Source organism: Pseudomonas fluorescens, assembly GCF_000968015.1.
Lineage (GTDB): Bacteria > Pseudomonadota > Gammaproteobacteria > Pseudomonadales > Pseudomonadaceae > Aquipseudomonas > Aquipseudomonas fluorescens_W.
Window position 1 is genome coordinate 70,661 of sequence record NZ_LACH01000047.1, and the last position, 20,345, is coordinate 91,005.

General features: G+C 59.4%; 13 protein-coding genes and 1 pseudogene. 10 read left to right on the top strand and 4 right to left on the bottom strand.

Annotated elements, in window-relative coordinates:
• Nucleotides 1-118: 118 nt before the first annotated feature.
• The 3 genes from VD17_RS20595 to VD17_RS20605 all read left to right on the top strand — a co-directional run bounded on the left by VD17_RS20595 (nt 119) and on the right by VD17_RS20605 (nt 3,231).
• On the top strand, nt 119-1,135 hold the full coding sequence (locus tag VD17_RS20595; protein ID WP_046055398.1) for an arginine N-succinyltransferase: 1,017 nt from the start codon (nt 119-121) through the stop codon (nt 1,133-1,135).
• Nucleotides 1,136-1,196: 61 nt separating this feature from the next.
• The gene (gene astA / locus VD17_RS20600; protein ID WP_046055399.1) at nt 1,197-2,231 is read left to right on the top strand and encodes an arginine N-succinyltransferase; all 1,035 of its coding nucleotides are present in this window, start codon (nt 1,197-1,199) and stop codon (nt 2,229-2,231) included.
• Nucleotides 2,232-2,361: 130 nt separating this feature from the next.
• Nucleotides 2,362-3,231: an isocitrate lyase/PEP mutase family protein gene (locus VD17_RS20605; RefSeq protein WP_046055400.1), complete on the top strand. Its 870-nt coding sequence runs from the start codon at nt 2,362-2,364 to the stop codon at nt 3,229-3,231.
• A gap of 179 nt (nt 3,232-3,410) precedes the next feature.
• Here the strand turns inward: VD17_RS20605 and VD17_RS20610 are convergent.
• The 3 genes and pseudogenes from VD17_RS20610 to VD17_RS20620 form a co-directional block, all read right to left on the bottom strand.
• A pseudogene (locus tag VD17_RS20610) lies at nt 3,411-3,712 on the bottom strand (hypothetical protein).
• A 464-nt stretch (nt 3,713-4,176) separates the two neighbouring features.
• Nucleotides 4,177-5,421, bottom strand: a complete 1,245-nt coding sequence (locus VD17_RS20615; protein WP_046055401.1) for a M20/M25/M40 family metallo-hydrolase — start codon at nt 5,419-5,421, stop codon at nt 4,177-4,179.
• Between the two features lie 164 nt (nt 5,422-5,585).
• Nucleotides 5,586-6,659, bottom strand: a complete 1,074-nt coding sequence (locus VD17_RS20620) for a diguanylate cyclase (protein WP_046055402.1) — start codon at nt 6,657-6,659, stop codon at nt 5,586-5,588.
• A 192-nt stretch (nt 6,660-6,851) separates the two neighbouring features.
• On the opposite strand from VD17_RS20620, the gene VD17_RS20625 reads away from it, so the two are divergent.
• The 3 genes from VD17_RS20625 (at nt 6,852) to hglS (ending at nt 10,900) form a co-directional block, all read left to right on the top strand.
• Nucleotides 6,852-8,306: a flavin-containing monooxygenase gene (locus tag VD17_RS20625; RefSeq protein ID WP_046055403.1), complete on the top strand. Its 1,455-nt coding sequence runs from the start codon at nt 6,852-6,854 to the stop codon at nt 8,304-8,306.
• Between the two features lie 22 nt (nt 8,307-8,328).
• Nucleotides 8,329-9,270 (top strand): alpha/beta fold hydrolase, encoded by a 942-nt coding sequence (locus VD17_RS20630; protein ID WP_046055404.1) that lies wholly within the window; start codon nt 8,329-8,331, stop codon nt 9,268-9,270.
• 250 nt (nt 9,271-9,520) lie between these two features.
• Entirely contained in the window at nt 9,521-10,900 is a 1,380-nt protein-coding gene (hglS, locus tag VD17_RS20635; RefSeq protein ID WP_046055405.1) for a 2-oxoadipate dioxygenase/decarboxylase HglS, read from the top strand.
• 100 nt (nt 10,901-11,000) lie between these two features.
• Here the strand turns inward: hglS and VD17_RS20640 are convergent, their stop codons facing one another.
• The gene (locus VD17_RS20640) at nt 11,001-11,678 is read right to left on the bottom strand and encodes a type 1 glutamine amidotransferase domain-containing protein (protein WP_046055462.1); all 678 of its coding nucleotides are present in this window, start codon (nt 11,676-11,678) and stop codon (nt 11,001-11,003) included.
• A 444-nt stretch (nt 11,679-12,122) separates the two neighbouring features.
• Here VD17_RS20640 and VD17_RS20645 point away from each other — a divergent pair, with 444 nt between their 5' ends.
• The 4 genes from VD17_RS20645 to VD17_RS20660 all read left to right on the top strand — a co-directional run bounded on the left by VD17_RS20645 (nt 12,123) and on the right by VD17_RS20660 (nt 20,339).
• On the top strand, nt 12,123-12,638 hold the full coding sequence (locus tag VD17_RS20645) for an Hcp family type VI secretion system effector (RefSeq protein ID WP_033058787.1): 516 nt from the start codon (nt 12,123-12,125) through the stop codon (nt 12,636-12,638).
• Between the two features lie 132 nt (nt 12,639-12,770).
• On the top strand, nt 12,771-14,813 hold the full coding sequence (gene tssI / locus VD17_RS20650) for a type VI secretion system Vgr family protein (protein ID WP_046055406.1): 2,043 nt from the start codon (nt 12,771-12,773) through the stop codon (nt 14,811-14,813).
• Complete coding sequence (locus VD17_RS20655) at nt 14,803-15,543, top strand: DUF4123 domain-containing protein (protein ID WP_046055407.1); 741 nt, start codon at nt 14,803-14,805, stop codon at nt 15,541-15,543. Before tssI ends, VD17_RS20655 begins: the two co-directional genes overlap by 11 nt.
• Entirely contained in the window at nt 15,540-20,339 is a 4,800-nt protein-coding gene (locus tag VD17_RS20660; RefSeq protein WP_046055408.1) for an RHS repeat-associated core domain-containing protein, read from the top strand. The genes VD17_RS20655 and VD17_RS20660 overlap by 4 nt, the downstream gene beginning before the upstream one ends.
• Nucleotides 20,340-20,345 lie beyond the last annotated feature (6 nt).

The window sequence follows — 20,345 nt, forward strand, 5'->3', positions numbered from 1 at the left end:
AAGAAAAAGAGCGGCGTCTGACAACAATTCAGGCGACCGCCGATATAACGCGTGGAAACCGACAGTGATAGTCAGGTTCGGTGCCAACCGCCGAACCCTTTGATACAGGAGTGCATCCATGCTGGTCTTACGCCCAGTCGAGTTAACCGACCTGCCCCAGTTGCAGCAACTGGCGCGCGACAGCCTGGTAGGCGTCACGTCTTTGCCGGACGACACCGAATGCCTGCGCGAGAAGATTCTCGACTCCTGCGCCTCATTCGAAAAAAACGTCGAGGGTCATGGCCCGGAGAATTACTTCTTCGTGCTGGAAGATCTGACCCGGGAGCGTTTGGTGGGCTGCTCGGAGATCCTTGCCACCGCTGGTTTCAGCGAGCCGTTCTATAGCCTGCGCAACCGGCACTTCACCAGCGCCTCGCGGGAGCTGAACATCGAGCACGGCGTGCCCGCGTTGTCGTTGTGCCACGACCTCAGCGGCCATACCTTGCTGCGGGGTTTTCATATTGACGCAGCGCTGGTGCGAACTCGGTTCTCTGAACTGTTGTCCCGAGCGCGGCTATTGTTCATCGCCGCCCACTCGCAACGATTTTCCGAAGCCGTGATCACCGAGATCGTCGGCTTCAGCAGCGATGAAGGGCAATCGCCGTTCTGGGATGCGGTGGGCAAGCATTTCTTCGACCTGCCCTACGCAGAGGCCGAGCGACTTTGCGGCCTGGAAAGCCGAACCTTCCTCGCCGAACTGATGCCGCAATACCCGATCTACGTGCCGATGCTGCCCCAGGCTGCACGGGACTGTATCGGCCGCATCCACCCCGATGGCCAGGAGGCCTTCGATATCCTCGAACGCGAAGGCTTCGAGACCAACAGCTACATCGACCTGTTCGACGGCGGTCCGACGTTGTATGCGCGCACTCCCGGCATCCGCTCCATCGCCCAGAGCCAGACCAGCACGGCGAAACCGGGCTCCCCGATCGACGCTCGTGGCAGCTATCTGGTGAGCAACGATTCGCTGAAGGACTATCGCGCCATCGTCGCCGATCTGAATTACCAGGCCGGGCAACCTGTGGGGTTGAGCGCCGAGATGTGCACCGCCCTGAACGTGACCGAAGGCAGCCCGATCCGGCTGATCGCACTGTGAGCATCACCCGGCCCCGCGCCCAACGACAGCGCCCGAGCGGGCGTGCAGAAGGAGTTGCATCATGATTGTCCGCCCGGTTCACGTCACCGACCTGCCCGCCCTGCTGAACCTGGTGCACCAGGCTGGCCCCGGCTTCACCACCCTGCCGGCCAACGAGGAACGCCTGACCCACCGGGTGCGATGGGCCCAACGAACCTTCGCCGAACAGGTCGAACGCGCCGATGCCGATTACCTCTTCGTACTCGAAGACGACGATCAGCAACTGGTGGGCGTCAGTGCCCTGGTAGGCGCCGTGGGCCTGCGCGAGCCCTGGTACAACTACCGGGTCGGGCTCACGGTCAGTTCGTCACCGGACCTGGGTATCCGGCGACAGATTCCGACGTTGTTCCTGAACAATGAAATGACCGGCCAATCGGAGATTTGCTCGCTGTTTCTGCGACCCGATCAACGCCACGGCAGTAACGGTCGATTGCTGTCGTTGGGGCGTTTGTTGTTTGTGGCAGAGTTTGCGCACCTGTTCGGCGACAAACTCATCGCCGAACTGCGTGGCAGTGCCGACGAACATGGCTGTTCACCGTTCTGGGACAGCCTGGGCCGGCACTTCTTCAAGATGGATTTCAGCCACGCCGATCACTTGTCGGGGCTGGGCAACAAGTCGTTCATCGCTGAACTGATGCCACGCCAACCGCTCTATACCTGCCTGCTCACCGAACAGGCCCAGGCCGTGATCGGCAAGGCGCACCCGAACACGGAACCGGCGCTGAAAATCCTCACCGCCGAAGGCTTTGCCCATAAGGGTTACATCGACATCTTTGACGCCGGCCCGGTGATCGAAGCCCCGGTCTCGAATATCCGCACCGTGCGCGATAGCCTACCGCTGGTGCTGGCCATCGGCACACCCGACGAGCAGGCCCCGGTGTGGCTGATCCACAACCGTCGCCTGGAAAACTGCCGCATCACCGCCGCCCAGGCCAGGCAAGTGGGCAACAGCCTGATCGTCGACCGCCTCACCGCCAAACGCCTGCAACTGCAACCCGGCAACTCGGTACGCGCGGTGCCGCTGCTCAATCAACAACAGCAGTCGGTGGCGGCGTGACCGACGGTGGTCCGTCCGCCTCTGCAAATTCGTCATCATCCTTCCCCCGCTCGCGTGATAGCCTTTTGTTCCTTCGGCGTTGACACTTTTGCTCAAGCCCTTCCATTCCCATTGCAGTGGTGGAACTCATATGTCCAGGCTTTCTCATCAAGATTTGCGCCGTAACTTTCGCGAACTGTTCGCCTCCAACGCCTGCTACCACACGGCGTCGGTCTTCGACCCGATGTCGGCCCGAATTGCCGCTGACCTGGGTTTTGAAGTGGGGATCCTGGGCGGTTCGGTCGCATCGTTGCAGGTACTGGGTGCGCCTGACTTCGCCCTGATCACCCTCAGCGAGTTTGCCGAGCAGGCCACTCGCATTGGCCGTGTTGCCCAACTGCCGGTCATCGCCGACGCCGACCACGGCTACGGCAACGCACTCAACGTCATGCGCACCATCGTCGAACTCGAACGCGCCGGTGTGGCCGCCCTGACCATCGAAGATACGCTGCTGCCCGCCCAGTTCGGCCGCAAGTCCACCGACCTGATCGGGGTGGCAGAAGGTGTCGGCAAGATTCGTGCGGCACTGGAAGCCCGGGTCGACTCGGAGATGGCGATCATCGCCCGTACCAATGCGGGGATTCTGCCGGTGCAGGAAGTCATCAGCCGTACCTGTCATTACCAGCAGGCCGGTGCGGACGGGATTTGCATGGTGGGCGTGCGGGACTTCGACCACCTCGAACAAATCTCCGAGCACCTGAGCGTGCCGCTGATGCTGGTCACCTACGGCAACCCGTTGCTGCGCGACGACAAACGCCTGGCCGAGCTGGGTGTGCGGGTGACCATCGATGGTCACGGCGCCTACTTCGCCGCGATCAAGGCGACTTACGACAGCCTGCGGGAACAACGGCAGATCTTTACCCAGGCATCGGACTTGAGCGCTACCGAGCTGACTCATACCTATACGCAGCCTGAGGAATACATCCGTTGGGCGGAAGAGTTTATGAGCGTTAAGGAGTGATGGTTCAATGCGTTTGACGGTGTGAACCGGGCCGACGCCATCGTCGGAACGCCGCCCGGAGCAAGCTCGCTCCCACAGGGAATTTTTTGTGGACGCATGATTTGTGTACACCTGCAATCACCTGTGGGAGCGAGCTTGCTCCGGGCGGCGTTCCGACGATGGCGTCAGTTCAAACACTGCTAAATCTCGGCTTTAAACCCCTCCTCCCGCTGCAACGCCCGCGCCTGAACCACATCCAGCATCGCGCAGCCTTCGCGCATCAGCAGATGAACCGCCCGGGTAACGCGCATCAGATCGCAATCGGAAATGTCTTTGAGGTTCAGGCTGGACAAGGTGTCCGCCAGATCGCGAACAACGGTGAAGCGATGCGCAGCGCAAGCGGCGATGTCGCTGAGTTCTTTGTGGGTGTTGATGAAGAGCACCGGGGTTTCGGCGTCGTAGGTGTCGATGGGAGGTAACGGGGCATGACTTGGTCGAACATATTGGTAGCTCCTTATTAATGAGTTTTCCAGGTGTTCGACCGGCCAAGATCGTCGCGGAGGGTTGCCGCGAGACGCAACTATAAGGGTCGATGCTGAAACGCGGCAACAGGGCACGTCGTAGGAAACGTCTTGGAAAGTTGTGGGGTGGTTTTGACGGCGGTGTCCGGCGGGAGAAACACCCCTCACCCTAACCCTCCCGAAACGTCGGACCGCCCCAGAGGGTAGAGGGGACTGACCGAGTTGTTTTGGCTATTTACTGCGACCTGAGAGATTGAGTCGAACTTGGTTCGGCCAACAGCAAAGCACTTAAAAATCGCATTCAACTCGGTCGTTCACGTCGCCGGATGCCTCAAGAAACCCACGGTCAGTCCCCTCTACCCTCTGGGGCGGTCCGACGTTTCGGGAGGGTTAGGGTGAGGGGCGGATCCAACTGACCCACCACCGCCCCCAAACCGCACGCAATTCAATGAGCCTTAGCCAACTCCATAATCATCCGCGACAACAGATAAATCCGCGGCGCCACGCTCTCAACCTCCGCGTATTCCTCCGGCGTATGAATATTGCCGCCAACAATCCCGAACCCATCCAGCGTCGGCGTTCCCACGCCCGCTGACAGGCTGGCATCCGCCGCCCCACCACTTCCCTCTTCCGTCAATTTGCGCCCAATCTCCCCATAAATCCCCTGAGCCATGGCCATCAACCGATCCGATTCCGGCGTCTGCGGCATCGGCGGCAATCCGCGCTGCAGTGTGGTGGTGACTTCGGTGTCAGCAATCAGCTTGTCTTTCGAAACCCGCGCCAGGTCCTTCTCGATCCGGTCAAACTCTTCCGGCACCGCCGCCCGCACGTCTGCCTTGGCGGTGGCTTGATCCGGAATGACGTTGGTGCGGTCGCCGGCCTTGAGCACGGTGAAGTTGATGGTGGTTTTCTTCTCTGCATCGCCCAGTTTGCCGAGCTGCAAAATCTGGTGCGCCGCTTCCATGGCGGCGTTGCGTCCCAGCTCTGGCGCGACACCGGCATGAGCCGCCTTGCCCTTGACCTCGACCACGGCGGTGGCACTGCCTTTGCGCCACACCACCAGGCCATCCGCCGGGCGACCGGGTTCGAGGTTGAGGGTGACGTCGTGGGCCTTGGCGGTTTTCTTGATCAAGTCGGTGGCGATGTCCGAGCCGGTTTCTTCGCTGGCGTCGAGCAGGAAGGTGATTTGCGCGTAGTCCTTGAAGTCGAGGTTTTTCAGGACTTTCAGCGCGTAGATCCCGGCAACGATGCCGCCCTTGTCATCCATCACGCCCGGCCCGTAGGCGCGGCCGTCCTTGATGTGGAACGGACGCTCGGCGGCCGAACCTTCCTTGAAGACGGTGTCCATGTGCGCCATCAGCAGGATTTTTGCCTTGCCGGTGCCTTTCAGGGTCGCGATCACATGGCTGCTTTTGTCCGGTGTATTGGGCACAAGCTCGATAGTCGCGCCGAGTTTTTTCAGTTCGTCGATGGCGATATCGCTGACTTTCGTCAGGCCCGGTTCATAGCCGGAACCGGAATCGATGTTCACCAAACGTTCCAGCAACTTCAGGGCTTCGCCCTTGTACTGTTCGGAATCGGCGAGGACTTGTTTGTGTGGTTCGGCGGAAACTGCGGGAGCGAAAGCGCCAAGGGCGAGGGTCAGGCCAAGGCTGGTGGCCAGCAGGGAGCGAGGGAGATTGAACGTCATGAATCGATCCTTGTTTCGTGTCGGGGGGTGAAAAACACCCTACCTGACTACGGCGCAAGGCTCTAGACCGAATGCAACACTGAGCGTTCGGCTTTGGACCGAGTTGAAGCCATCGCGAGCAAGCTCGCGATGGCGGAATGTCAGGCGACAGTACTGGTGATGGATCACACTGAATCGAGCATTTCGTAATGCGGTTCGCCATCGCCGCAACAGATGACGCGGTTGCGACCGGTGGCTTTGGCTTCGTAGAGCGCCTGGTCGGCGTCGTTGAGCCACAGGGTTGCGTCGGTGTGTGCCGGGTTGAAGGCGGCCAGGCCGATGCTCAGGCTGACTGTCAGCGCCGGGTTCTGCTCGTAGCCCAAGGTAGCGAAACGATCACGCAAGGCATCCATGGCGGCCGCAGCGCTCGTGAGCGGAAGGTCCGGGAGGATCACGCAGAATTCGTCGCCACCGTAGCGCCCGGCAACATCCGCCGCGCGCAGGTTCTGCTTGAGCATTTTGCTCAACTGGCGCAGCACGATGTCCCCGGCAACGTGGCCGTAGGTGTCGTTGATGGATTTGAAATGGTCGATGTCGATCAGCGCAATCGCCCCGCCCTGCTGCTGACGTTGGCAACGCTGGAATTCGACTTCCAGTTGATCCTTCCAGGCGCCGTGGTTCAGCAGGCCAGTGAGGCTGTCGGTGCGGCTCAGGGCCAGCAATTCACGCTTTTGTCGACCGAGGGTGTGGGCCTGTCGGAAGCAGATCCAGCCCAATGCCAGCGGATACAAACACATCAAGGGCAAACAGGCATACATCTGCAGTTGGCTGGTTTGCGGGATGAAGGCGGGGGAGAAAATCAGCAGTCCGACGCCCATCCCGAGAATCTGCGCCACGGTTCCCGCCAACAGGAAACGTAAACCGCCAATGGCCACATTGTTCATCGCCATCATGCCCAGGGTCGTCGCGCTGGGCAGCGGATTGAAGTGCATGGCGGCGACCCAAAAGCCGCCGAGGAAGGCGTCCACCAGCAGGTTGCGGTGTTCGGCGTGATAAGGCACTTGCGCGCGGCGCGCCCATTGATAAGCCAGGTGCGGCCAGAGTACGGCGTTGAGCAGCATCGCCCCCCAGACCCACGGTGCAGGGTTGAGTGGATACATCGCCGCGCTCACGAGCAACAGCCCCAAAGCCAAACCCAGGGTTCGCGATGTATAGAGCCTCCTGGCCAGTGAAAGTCCTTTTCCTCCCGTTTTTTCCATAGAGGCCTCTGCGCCACTGAACGGAACCTGAAAACACAGGGTTTCAAGTGTGGTGAGAGTCTATCAGGGCAACGGCAAATAGCCATCACCGGCTGGCGGTCTGAATACCAAGGCATAGCCATGAGGCGAGCGACCAATGTTTGGCTATACATGAAAGGAGGGTTCGATCAATAACGATAAAAAAGGAGGCCCATGCAAACCTTTCAAGTGTTGATCATCGGCAGCGGTTTTGGCGGCCAGTGCGCGGCGATCAATTTGCTCAAGGCAGGCATCGGCGATTTCCGCCTGCTGGAACGACGGGACTTTTTCGGCGGCACCTGGTGCCAAAACACCTACCCGGGTGCCGCGGTCGACGTGCCCTCGCCGCTGTATTCACTGTCCTTCGCGCCCTACCGCTGGACGCAAATGTTCGCCGAACAGGCTGAATTGCACCACTACACCCAGTACGTGGTGGAGCACTTCGGCCTGCGAGACAAGGTGGAACTGCAGGCCAATGTCGAGCGCATCGAATGGGACGACGACGGCAAACGCTGGGAGGTGCACACCACCAGCAAAGGCACGTTCCATGCGCAGTTCCTGATCAACGCCACCGGGCCGTTGAGCCAACCCGTGATTCCACACTTCGAGGGCCAGGAGCGGTTTCAGGGCAAGACTTTTCACACCAACAACTGGGATCACACCTACGATTACCGGCAAAAACGCGTGGCCATCGTTGGCAGCGGCGCCAGCGCCGCCCAGGTGATTCCGACGATTGCCCCGGACGTCGAGCATCTGCACGTGTTCCAGCGCACGCCTCACTGGGTATTGCCTCGTGCCGACCGTGCCTTTGGGCCATTCCAGCGTTGGTTGCTGGGGCTCAAACCGGCCTACAAACTGTTGCGCTGGATCATCTACTGGCTGTTCGAAACCCGGGTGATTGCCTTCAAGTATTCGAAACCAGCGATCCGCTTGGTCCAGCAACACGCCCTGCACTTCCTCAAACGGCAAGTGCCCGACCCGCAATTGCGGCAGAAACTGACGCCCGACTACGTCATCGGCTGCAAACGGGTGATCATCTCCAGCACCCTGTACCCGGCGCTGGGTCGCAGTAACGTGAGCCTGCACAGCCGCGAGCAAGGCATCGCCACCATCGATGAAACCGGCATCGTCACCCAGGATGGCCAACACATCGACCTGGACCTGATCGTCTGGTCCACCGGTTACGACGCCACCGACGGGGTGATTTCCTACCCGGTCACCGGCAAAAACGGCACACAACTCAAAGATTTCTGGGCCCAGTATCCGCGGGCCTATCTCGGCACCAGCCTGCCAGACTTCCCCAACCTGTTTATCGTCACCGGCCCCAACACGGGCATCGGCCACACCTCGGCGCTGTTCATCATCGAGTCGCAGATGAACTACATTCTCGATTGTATCCGCACGTTAAAAGAACACGGTTTGCGCAGCATCGAAGTACGCCCCGAAGCAGAACGTACCTACACTGAAATGATCCACCGGGAGATGGAACGCACCGTCTGGAAGTCCGGGGGCTGCCACAGTTGGTATCAAAGCAAGAGCGGTCATGTGATTGCGATGTTTCCGGGGTTCAGTTTCAGCTATCACCGGTTGACCAGAGCGCTGAAACCCGCCGATCACATTCTGTCCTGATCACGTAAAAGGAAGATGCCAGATGCTTTTGTTGGTTGTCGCACTCGCAGTTTTCGTGGCCTGGAGCTGGTTGAGTTACCCGGCCGTCGGTCATTGGCTCTATGACTTGAACATGTCGATAGAGGCCAAGCTGTATGGTCTGCACAAAATTGTCGTGCCGATCGCCGAAATGACCGTCTCGACCTGGCAAGGTGGGCCGTACGAAGCGTCCAGCAGCGTGCTGATGCTCCACGGCTACAGCGCCGACAAGAACATCTGGCTGCGTTTTGCCCGGCACTTTGTCGGCAACTATCGGGTGATCATCCCCGACATCGCCGGCCATGGCGAAACCGGCTTCAAGGCGGGCGGCGGCTACGACATTCCCTTGCAGGCCAAGCGGATGATCCAGTTGCTCGATGTCTGCGGCGTCGAGAAAGTCCATGTGATCGGCAACTCGATGGGCGGTTACATGGCAGCGTGGCTCGCGGCCACGTACCCGGACCGCATTGTTTCGGTGGCCCTGATCGACCCGGCGGGTGTCACCGCCCCCGAAGCCAGCGACCTGGAGCGGCATTTAGCCAAGGGCCACAACCCGTTCCTGATTCATTCACGGGAAGAATTCCAGCGCTTCTACGCCATGACCATGGCCGAACCGCCGTGGGTACCCAAGGTGGTGCTGGACGCCATCGCGCAACGCTATGAACAGCAATGCGAGGAGCTGGAGGAAATCTTCAGGGACTTTCGCGCCAGCCCGCCGATGGAGCCGAAACTGCCCGACATCAAGTGCCAGGCGCTGTTGCTGTGGGGGCGCAAGGACCGCTTGATCGATGTCAGCAGCGTGGCGATCTGGAGCAAAGGCATCGCCGATCTGCGAGTTGAAGTCTGGGACCACACCGGCCATATGCCGATGGTGGAACAACCGACGAACACGGCGCGGCTGTATCGGGAATTTTTGGCATCGCTGCGCTCTGAACTTCCTGTGTAGCAGCAGCCTTGTGGCGAGGGGATTTATCCCCGTTCGGCGGCGAAGCCGTCGTAATCCATTGGACGCGGTGTGGCTGGGCAGACAGGGGCCGCTTCGCAGCCCAACGGGGATAAATCCCCTCGCCACAAGACAGCTGCTACACAGCAGTCCTTTGCAGAATGAAGTCCGTAAGATTCTTCGTTTGTCGGCGCCGCGCAAGGCTGCGATCTTTTCCCGCATCCTTTACGTCACCGCACCAGGAATTGTTTTCATGAGCCACCCGAACTTCGTCAGCCCTGACCTGATCCGCCAACGCTTTTCCAAAGCGATGTCCGACATGTACCGCGAAGAAGTGCCGCTCTATGGCGCGCTGATGGAACTGGTGGAACAGACCAACCGTCACGTGCTGGACAGCGATCCACAGATCGCCCGACAGTTGAACAGCACCGGTGAAATCCAGCGCCTGGACCTGGAGCGGCATGGCGCGATCCGTGTCGGCACCGCCGATGAACTGGCCACCCTCGCCCGGCTGTTTGCGGTGATGGGCATGCAGCCGGTGGGTTATTACGACCTGACCCCGGCCGGCGTACCGGTGCACTCCACGGCTTTTCGCGCGGTGCATGAGACGGCTTTGCAGGTCAGCCCGTTCCGGGTATTCACTTCCCTGCTGCGCCTGGAACTGATCGAAGACCTTGAACTGCGAGCGTTCGCCCAATCGGTGCTGGATAAGCGTTCGATCTTCACGCCCACTGCGCTGATTCTCATCGAGCGCGCCGAAACACAGGGCGGCCTCACCGAACAGGAGGCCCAGGACTTCGTCGGGCAGGCGCTGGAAACGTTCCGTTGGCATCACACCGCCACTGTGACCGCCGAGCAGTACCGCAAACTCAGCGCCCAGCATCGCCTGATCGCCGACGTGGTGGCGTTCACTGGCCCGCATATCAACCACCTGACGCCGCGCACCCTGGACATCGACATCGTCCAGGCGCAAATGCCTGCCCACGGCATCACCCCCAAAGCGGTGATCGAAGGCCCGCCCCGCCGTCAGTGCCCGATCCTCCTGCGCCAGACCAGTTTCAAGGCCCTGGACGAGCCTGTCGCCTTCACCGATCAAGCCGAGAATCGTGGCAGCCACAGCGCCCGTTTCGGCGAAATCGAGCAACGCGGCGCGGCGCTCACCCCCAAAGGCCGGGCGCTTTACGACCGTTTGCTCAACGCTGCCCGGGATGAATTGAAAGACTTCCCCAATGAGGCCAATGCCGCACGTTACAACGCGCTGATGGTGCAGCACTTTGCAGAATTCCCTGACACCGTTGAGGGCATGCGCCAACAGGAACTGGCGTATTTTCGCTACTTCGTCACGGAAAAAGGTTTGGGGGCCGATGAGCTGAAATCGCGTTCGCTGGAGGATCTGCTCAGCGGCGGCTATTGGCGGGTTGAACCGTTGGTGTACGAAGATTTCCTGCCGGTGAGCGCTGCGGGGATTTTTCAGTCGAACCTGGGGGATGCGGCGCAAACCCACTATGGCGTGCAGTCGAACCGGCAGGTGTTCGAGAAGGCGCTGGGGCGTTCGACAATTGATGAGTTGGCGTTGTATGCCGAGACGCAGCGGCGCTCGATCGAGGAATGTTTCGCGGCTATTACGCGATGACACGTTGAAAAGATCGTCCGAACGCGGCCCGAACCTGCGGCAGCTCCTACAGGTGTTCGCGTTCCCATGTAGGAGCTGCCGCAGGCTGCGATCTTTTGATCTATTTCAGCTTCGCCAACAACGCCTCGGCGGCAGCCTCGGATGATGCCGGATTCTGACCGGTGATCAGCAAACCATCAGTGAGCACATAACTCGCCCAGTCAGCACCTTTGGAATAGACGCCACCCTTCTCCTTAAGCATGTCCTCCACCAAAAACGGTACAACCTTCGTCAGTTGCACAGCCTCTTCCTCGGAATTGGTAAAGCCCGTCACGCGCTTGCCTTTGACCAGCGGCTGGCCGTCCGCGCCTTTGACGTGACGCAACACACCCGGTGCGTGGCAGACGGCCGCGACCGGTTTGCCTGCCTTGTAAAATGCCTCGATCAGAGCGATCGAAATTTTGTCTTCGGCCAAATCCCACAGCGGGCCATGGCCGCCCGGATAAAAAACCGCGTCGTAATCTTCAGCTCTCGCGCTGCTCAGCAGAGCGGTAGAGGCCAATGCGGACTGGGCGGCAGAGTCTTTGCGAAAGCGCTCGGTGGCCGCAGTTTGCGCGTCCGGCTCGTCGCTTTTTGGGTCCAGCGGTGGTTGACCGCCCTTCGGTGAGGCCAGGGTCAACTGAGCGCCGGCGTCCTTAAAGGCGAAATACGGTGCGGCGAATTCTTCCAGCCAGAAGCCGGTTTTCTTACCCGTGTTACCCAATTGATCGTGTGACGTTAGAACCATCAAGATTTTCATGTCGTTCTCCTTGAATTCGCAGATGTTCATTCATCTCGGCGCTGAGTTTGACCTCCAGGCTGCGGCATTCGTTGCACCTGTCACCCTAGCGCGTCTGCTGCCGGTTACCGGCAAATCAGACGATGGGTCACCGGATGATGGCTAACCGCCTTGATGCGCAAGAAGTTGCGCACTCAGCGCTGCAAACGCCCTTCCCGGGTCGCTGAGCGCCCGGCCTGTCAGGCGCCCCAGCCAAGTGCGCAAGAAGTTGCGCAGTACTGCGCAACTTCTTGCGCACATTCACTGGCGATCGCTGCCGAACATCCTCCGCGAGTGCTGAAAATCCTCTCAACCACCTGATTTATATAGCCTTAACCGTTTCTGGCACGGACCTTGATAACAGTCAGGCACCCACCGGGCGATACCGCCTCCCGGGCACCCTAACTTTTAGCAAGGAGCACATCCATGGCTACACCAGCGTACATGTCCGTCACTGGCGAAAAACAAGGTCTGATCACCGCCGGCGCCTTCACCGCCGACTCGGTTGGCAACACCTATCAGGAAGGTCACGAAGACCAGGTCATGGTTCAGGCATTCAGCCACGACGTGATCATCCCGCGTGACCCGCAGTCCGGCCAACCGACCGGTCAGCGCGTCCACAAGCCAGTCGTGATCACCAAGGTGTACGACAAGGCTTCGCCACTGCTGCAGGCGGCTCTGACCTCCGGCGAGCGCATGAGCGAAATCGTTATCCAGTGGTACCGCACCTCGGCTCAAGGTACCCAAGAGCACTACTACACCACCAAACTGGAAGACGCGATCATCGTCGCCATCAACAACAAAATGCACAACTGCCAGGACCCGTCGAACTCGCACTTCACTCACCTGGAAGAAGTGCAATTCACCTACCGCAAAATCACCTGGACCCACGAAGTATCCGGTACTTCGGGTTCCGATGACTGGCGTCTGCCGGTCGCCTAACTCAGGCCGACCGTCTCAAGCATCGGCCAGCTCTGCTGGTCGATGTTGTTTTCGCCCTTCCAGAATTTTCGCGTCCGCAAGCTCCCTGCACGGGTGCCGGCGAGCGCCGCTGCACTGCACGAGGAACAAGGGATGTTCGCGCCGGCCAATCAAACTCACTTTGCCCTGACCATCGAAGGTCTTTCCAGCGACTTCCAGGTTTTTTCCCTGCAAGGTCGGGAAGCCATCAGCCAGCCTTTTGTGTTTGAGGTGGAGCTGGTCAGTGAACAGCCGTCCCTGGACCTCGAGACCCTGCTGCACAAACCGGCCTTTTTGCAGCTCTCGCCTGACGGCAGCGGCATACATGGCCAGATCTACCGCGCCGCCCAGGGTGATTCCGGCAAACGCCTGACCCGCTACGCGGTGACCCTGCGCCCGCAACTGTCTTACCTGGCGCACCGCATCAACCAACGCATCTTCCAGAACCTCACCGTGCCGAAAATCATCGGCAGCGTCCTCGAAGAGCACGGCATCCAAAGCAATGCCTACGAATTCAAAGTCGGGGCGATTTATCCCGAGCGCATCTACTGCGTTCAGTACGATGAATCGGACCTGCAATTCATCCAGCGCCTGTGCGAGGAAGAAGGTATCCACTACCACTTTCAGCACAGCGCCACCGCCCACAAACTGGTGTTCGGCGATGACCAGACGGTGTTCCCGAAACTCTCCCCTGTGGCCTACCAGCAAGACTCCGGCATGGTCGCCAACGACCCGGTGATCAAGCGCTTTGACCTGCGCCTGGAAACCCGCACCAGCCGCACCACCCGCCGCGACTACGACTTCGAAAAACCGCGCCTGACCCTGGAAAGCGAAAACCGTGGCGACGCCCTGCCCGACCTCGAAGACTACGACTATCCCGGCCGCTTCATCGACCGCGAACGCGGCAAGCACCTGGCCAAACGCGCCCTCGAACGTCACCGCAGTGACTTCCAGCTCGCCGAAGGCAAAAGCGATCAGCCGTTGTTGGTCAGCGGCCACTTCCTGGCCCTGACCCAACACCCGAAAGCCAAATGGAACGACCTGTGGCTGCTCACCGAAATCCTCCACGAAGGCAAACAGCCGCAAGTGCTGGAAGAGTCGGTCACCAGCGACACCACCAATCTGAAAGGCGATTTCCACCAGGGCTACCGCAACCGCTTCCAGGCCACCCCGTGGGACGTGCCGAACCGCCCGCCCCTGACGCAAAAGAAACCGCGCATCCTCGGCAGCCAAAGCGCCGTGGTCACCGGGCCAAAAGGTGAAGAAATCCACTGCGACCCATACGGTCGCGTCAAAGTGCAATTCCACTGGGACCGCGAAGGCCAGGCCGACGACAAGACCAGCTCCTGGCTGCGCGTCTCCTCCGCCTGGGCCGGCGCCCACTACGGCGGCATCGCCATCCCGCGCATCGGCATGGAAGTGCTTGTCACCTTCCTCGAAGGCGACCCCGACCAACCGCTGATCAGCGGCTGCCTGTACCACAAGGAAAACGTCGTCCCGTACGCCCTGCCGGCGAACAAAACCCGCAGCACCTTCAAAACCCTCAGTTCCCCCGGTGGCGGCGGTTACAACGAACTGCGCATCGAAGACAAAAAGGGCCAGGAACAAATCTTCCTGCACGCCCAGCGCGACTGGGACGAAAACGTCGAACACGACCAGAAAATCCGCGTCGGCAACGAACGCCACGACACCGTCGAGCAAAACAGCTACAGCGAATTCAAGGCCGAAGAACACCACACCGTCTACGCCGACCGCAAAGTCGAAACCCGCGCCAACGACCACCTCACTGTGGGCGTCAACCAGCACATCAAGGTCGGCACTGGCCAATTCATCGAAGCCGGCCAGGAAATCCACCTGAGCAGCGGCATGAAAGTCGTGCTCGAAGCGGGCAGTGAACTGACCCTCAAGGGCGGCGGCAGCTTCATCAAGATCGACGGCAGCGGCGTGACCCTGAGCGGGCCGGTGATCAACGTGAACTCGGGTGGCAGCCCCGGCAACGGCACCGGCGCGGCGCCACTGATGCCCGGCGTGCTGAAGCAGGCCGACGCCGACAAGGCCGGTGCGGTCCTGACCCCGGCGCAGATCAACACCCTCAAACGCAACGCGCCGTTCTGTGAAGAGTGCGAAAAATGCAAGGCAGGTGCTTGTGCGATCTGATCTTTTGACCCCGCAGGATTGGCTGGCGGAACGGCCGTTGCAGGCTAATGAACGTCTCTATTTGATTGTCAGTGCGGCGAGCGATGCCGAGCCACTGAAGGCCTTCTACCAGCAGGAGATGGCACCGGAACTGATCCCGATCTGGAGCGGCACGCCGTACGCCGATTGGCAGCCAGTGATGCCCTACCTCGCCGAGCTGAAACCCAACGCCGGTTTCCTTCAGTGGATTGCTGAAACCGACGCTCAGGATTGGGGCTGGCTGGCGGTGTCCACCAGCACCCCGGACGTGGTCTTCGAACATCTTCGCAGTTTGACTCAAGTGCGCATGCCCGATGGCACCGAGGTGTTTTTTCGGTTCTGGGATGGGCGGCATATCTTCCCGATTCTTGAAGGATTGGGTGCTGGCGCGGGAGAGGTTTTGCCAGTGTTCGACCGCTACCTGATCAATGGCCAGACACTGGAAGTGGGACCGAGAGGAGTGCCGCCGGCCAAGGCCTGGCCGTGGTGGGAGGTGCCGCAGAAGTTAGTCGACACGCTGGCGGAAAAAGACCACACCACCGTCGTCGACAACCTGATGCAGTGGTTGGGAGAAGATTGCCCGGAACTGTTCTTCGCCTTCCCCGAAAGTAACTTGCGCCACAAGGTCGAGCGCTTCGTGCGCCAACAATCCAATACAGAAGATATGGCAGAGCGTCTTGCTGCTGAGCTGACAAAGGAAGTCACGTCATGATTGATCCCATCGGTAAATTGGTCCTTCAAGTCCTGGACGCCAAGACGCCTGACGTGAATGTCATCCTCAAGGATTTCAATAATTGCCTGAGCGACTACAAGACCTGGGCCGACGGCTTCTGGACTGGCTGGGCAATGGATGTAGATCAAAAGTTCAAAGTGGGCAACGAAGTCAGCGTCACTGAGCGCAAGACCAAGACAGGCCCCGTTGAAACCTACGCCACCTGTCCGTTGATGGGTGATTTCACGCTGATCCACATGTTTGAAAGCGCGCGGTACGTTCCCATTGGCAATACGCCGGTCAAGCTCGAACCCGTCAAAAAAGCGATGTTCGGCGGATACGATGTTGTCGGCCCGGTGATTCCCGCAAATATCGGTCCGAGCGGTATTGAAGTCATCAAAGGCTGCAAGCCGGGTCAGATGTACCGCATTACTTTTTTCCCGAACGTGTCTGAAAGCAACGTCAAGGCGCTGTACGCCTCGTACCAGGGTGTTATCGGAAATCTTGACGGCTGGTTGAAAAGCGAGTGGTCGGGTAAGTTCCAGCCGCAATGGGCGAGCTACACGGCAGCTGACCGGACGGGTCGCTCGGTCATTTTGGTGAAGTCCGCACTTGATAGTCTTGAGAAAGCGCTTCTGGGTCTCTGGGATGACATCAAAAGCCTATTCGAATTATTAGCCCACCCCGTCGACAATGCGAAGAAACTTCTCCAGTACCTGGATGAAGACGAGGTAAAAAAACTCTATTCAGCATCGAAAGAAGCCATTGCTACCGGGCTGCTGATTCTCAGCGACGAGCCGCTGATGTTCATCTATCTCTCGGCCATTGTCGCGTGGGTCGGCATGTTGCCGCCGCAAGTCTGTGTGGAAGTGATTACCGCCATCAGCACTTCCTTTCTGATCAACGTGGTGCTGGGGATCTGTCTTTCCGGTGGCGTCGGGCTGGCGATTCGTGTTGGCACAAAAACCTTGGTCAAAGTCAAATCGGGTACCGCAGTACAAATGCTGCAAGAGTTTGCCGAAAAACTGTTGGCGACGAGTAAGGGACACGCCTTGAAGGCTCACGGTGAAACCGTGAAACCCCTTGTTGCTAGCGCGCAAGGCGTACCGATGAATGCCGCCAAAAAGGCCGCACTGAAAATCGAACAAGCGACGAAGGCAACCGCCAAAGGTCCAGTGCCGATCACCAGCGACACGCCTACCCTGCTGGAGAAAAACGCCTCTGTATTTGCTCGTAAGAAAGCAGAAAAACAATTCGTTCTGGAGCCAAAGGAAAAGATCGACGACGTTTCTACTCAGTCGAAAACACCTGACGACAAAAGCGCCACATGCGCCAAGAAAACCTGCACCAATGGCTGCCCCGTATCGATGGTCACTGGCGAAGAACTGCTGACCCTGACCGACGGCGAACTCGGCGGCCTGCTGCCCTTCAGCTGGACGCGCCTTTATCGCACCAGCGCTGCGGAAATCGACTGCGGCCTCGGCTACGGTTGGAGCCACGCCCTCGCGCAACGCGTCGACATCAACGGCGACGAGGTGATCTGGACCGACCACGAAAACCGCGTCACCACATTCCCGTTGCCAAGTGTGCAGCGCCCAGCTATTACCAACAGCCTGTCGGAAGCGGCGATTTTCCTCGGTGAGGATCCCTCCGAACTGATCCTCACCCAAGCCGGTGAACGCACCCAGTTCTACCATTTCCGCTACAACACCAAAGGCGCGACGCTGATTGCCATCAGTGACGATTATGGCAATCGCCTGCACATTACTCGTGACATCCACGATCGAATCAAACGTGTCGATAACGGTGCCGGTCGCGCCCTCCTCGTGCGTTACGATCGAAAACACATCGTCGCCATCGACTATCAGCAGTTCAGCCCGGCAGACAATCTGGAAGATGCCTGGAGCACCATCCAGACGTTGGTCACCTATGGCTACGATGCCCAGCACCGCCTGATCGAAGCCAAAAACGCTGCTGGTGAAGCCGAGCGTTATGCCTACAACGACCAAAACGTCATTCTCGAGCGTCAACTGGCCGGCGGCGCCAGTTTCTACTGGGAATGGGAAAAAGAAGGTAAGTCGGCGCGCTGCATCCATCACTGGGCAAGCTTCTCGCAGATGGACGCGCATTACGCCTGGGATGACAAAGGCAGCGTCACGGTTACCAACGCTGACGGCAGCGAAGAGGTCTATACCCACGACGATAAGGCTCGACTGGTTGCCAAAGTCGATCCGGACGGTGCGGAACACCTCAAGGCCTACGACGACAAGGGCCGCCTGATCGCCGAAAAAGACCCACTCGGCGCCGTCACCGAATACCAGTACAACGACGCCGGCCGACTGGTGGCGGTCATTCCACCGGAAGATGCACCGACTACCTACGAGTACTACCACGGCTTCGTCCGCGTTGTGAACCGTGGGCCGGCGACCTGGAAATACTGGCGCAACGACCAAGGCGACATCACCGAACAAATCGACCCGGACGGCAATTCGACCCATTACAACTACGACCGTCAGGGCCGTCTGCTGGAAATCCGCCACCCCGACGGCAGCCGTCATCAGCTGGGTTGGAACAACCTAGGCCAACTGCTCGAAGAACAGCTACCGGATGGCGGTCAGCGCAAGTACCGCTATGACGCGCTTGGTCGGCAAATCACTCGCCAGGACGAAAGCGGCGCAATCACTCAATACCAATGGGACGCGGCGAACCGCCTCGCGCAAATTACCCTGCCCGGTGGCGCAACCCGTGCGTTCACCTACAACGCCTACGGCAAAGTCACCGCCGAACGTGATGAACTGGGTCGCGTCACCCGCTTCGAATACGCCGATAACCTGCACCTGGTCAGCCGCCGCATCAACCCGGATGGCAGCCAGCTGCGCTATCGCTACGACAACTCGCGCCTGCTGCTCAGCGAGATCGAAAACCAACGTGGCGAGCACTACCACCTCGACTATTACCCTAATGGTCTCATCCAGCAGGAAACCGGTTTCGACGGTCGACGTACCGCTTACGAATACGACCTCAAAGGTCAGTTGCTGAAGAAAACCGAGTTCGGCGACGACGGCAGTGAGCTGCTCACTGAGTACCAACGCGACACCGCTGGCCGCTTGCTGGTGAAAACCCTGGCCGATGGCGAGAAGATTCACTACAGCTATGACGCCCTCGGTCGCCTCGTGAGCGTCGACGACGGCCACTGGCCCCTCGCCTACGAATACGACCTGCAAGACCGTCTGATCACCGAACACCAGGGCTGGGGCATCACGCGTTACGAATACGACAACCTCGGCCAATTGAGCCACTGCCGTCTCCCCGACGGCAGCAAACTCGACTACCGCCACCAATCCGGCGGTCGCCTGAGCAGTATCGACCTCAATGGCTCGCGCTTGACCACTCACCAGTTCAGCGCCGGACGCGAACAGCAGCGTCAACAGGGTCTGTTGCTCAGCCAATACCAGTACGACGAACAAGGCCGACTGCAAGCCCACAGCGTCAGTCAGCAAGACCGGAACCTGTTCCAGCGCCGCTACGCCTACGACGCAAACGGCAACCTCGCCGGCATCGACGACAGTCGCAAAGGCAACCGCAGCTACCACTACGACCCGCTCGATCGCCTGATCAACGTCCGTGGCACCACCCCGGAAAGCTTCGCCCACGACCCCGCGGGCAACCTCCTGGGTCAAGGCGACCAGCCAACCTCGAACCTGGCCAACGTCAAAGGCAACCGCCTGCTCATGCAGGGCGACCGCCATTACGACTACGACGCCTACGGCAACCAGATCCGCGAACGCCGCGGCACCGGGCAAAAGCTTGTCACCGAATACCGTTACGACTGCCAGCACCGATTGATCGGAGTCAGCCTCCCGGGTGGCAGCATCGCAAGCTACAAGTACGACGCCTTCGGCCGTCGAATCGCCAAAACCGTCGATGGTCAAACCACGGAATTCCTGTGGCAAGGCGAACGCCTCATCGCCGAAAGCGCGGACAACCGCTATCGCAGCTACATCTACGAGCCGGGCACCTTCCGCCCCTTGGCGATGCTCGATGGCGAAGGCCCGCTAAAAGCCGAGCCGTTCTACTACCAACTCGACCACCTCGGCACCCCGCAGGAACTCACCGACTACAGCGGCGAGATCATGTGGTCGGCGAAATACCGCGCCTACGGCAACCTCGCCACCCTCGACATTGCGGAAATCGACAACCCGCTGCGCTTCCAGGGTCAGTACTTCGATGCGGAAACGGGCTTACATTACAACCGGCATCGCTACTACAATCCGGGAACTGGGCGGTATTTGACGCCGGATCCGATCAAGCTTGCAGGTGGGTTGAACAACTACCAGTACGTGCCTAACCCTACGGGGTGGGTGGATCCGTTGGGGTTGGCCTGCGGAGTTGGAAATTGCCCCAAAGTCACTCGAGATGCACAAGGCAGAATCACAGACTGGGAGTTTGATGTCACTCCGGATGACATAGGAACGGGTAGCGCGACGAATCAAGCCGCTCGGGATCATGCAAGAGAGCTTGGGAACGCAACTGATGACGCAGGACATGCGAGAGGGAACAAGCTAGGTGGACCAGGGACGGTGCTGGACAACATTTTCCCTCAAGCGCCATCAGTAAACCGGGGACAATTTAGAGTGTTCGAAAAAGGTGTTGCAGAACATATAACTGAAAATGACGTCAGCGCTAGCGCCCGCTTGACTGCAGTTTATGAAGGGCAAGACACTCGCCCGTACAAATTGATCTATAAAATTACATTCTCAGACGGCACAAAGCTCACCAAAGAATTTGATAACTAAAGGACA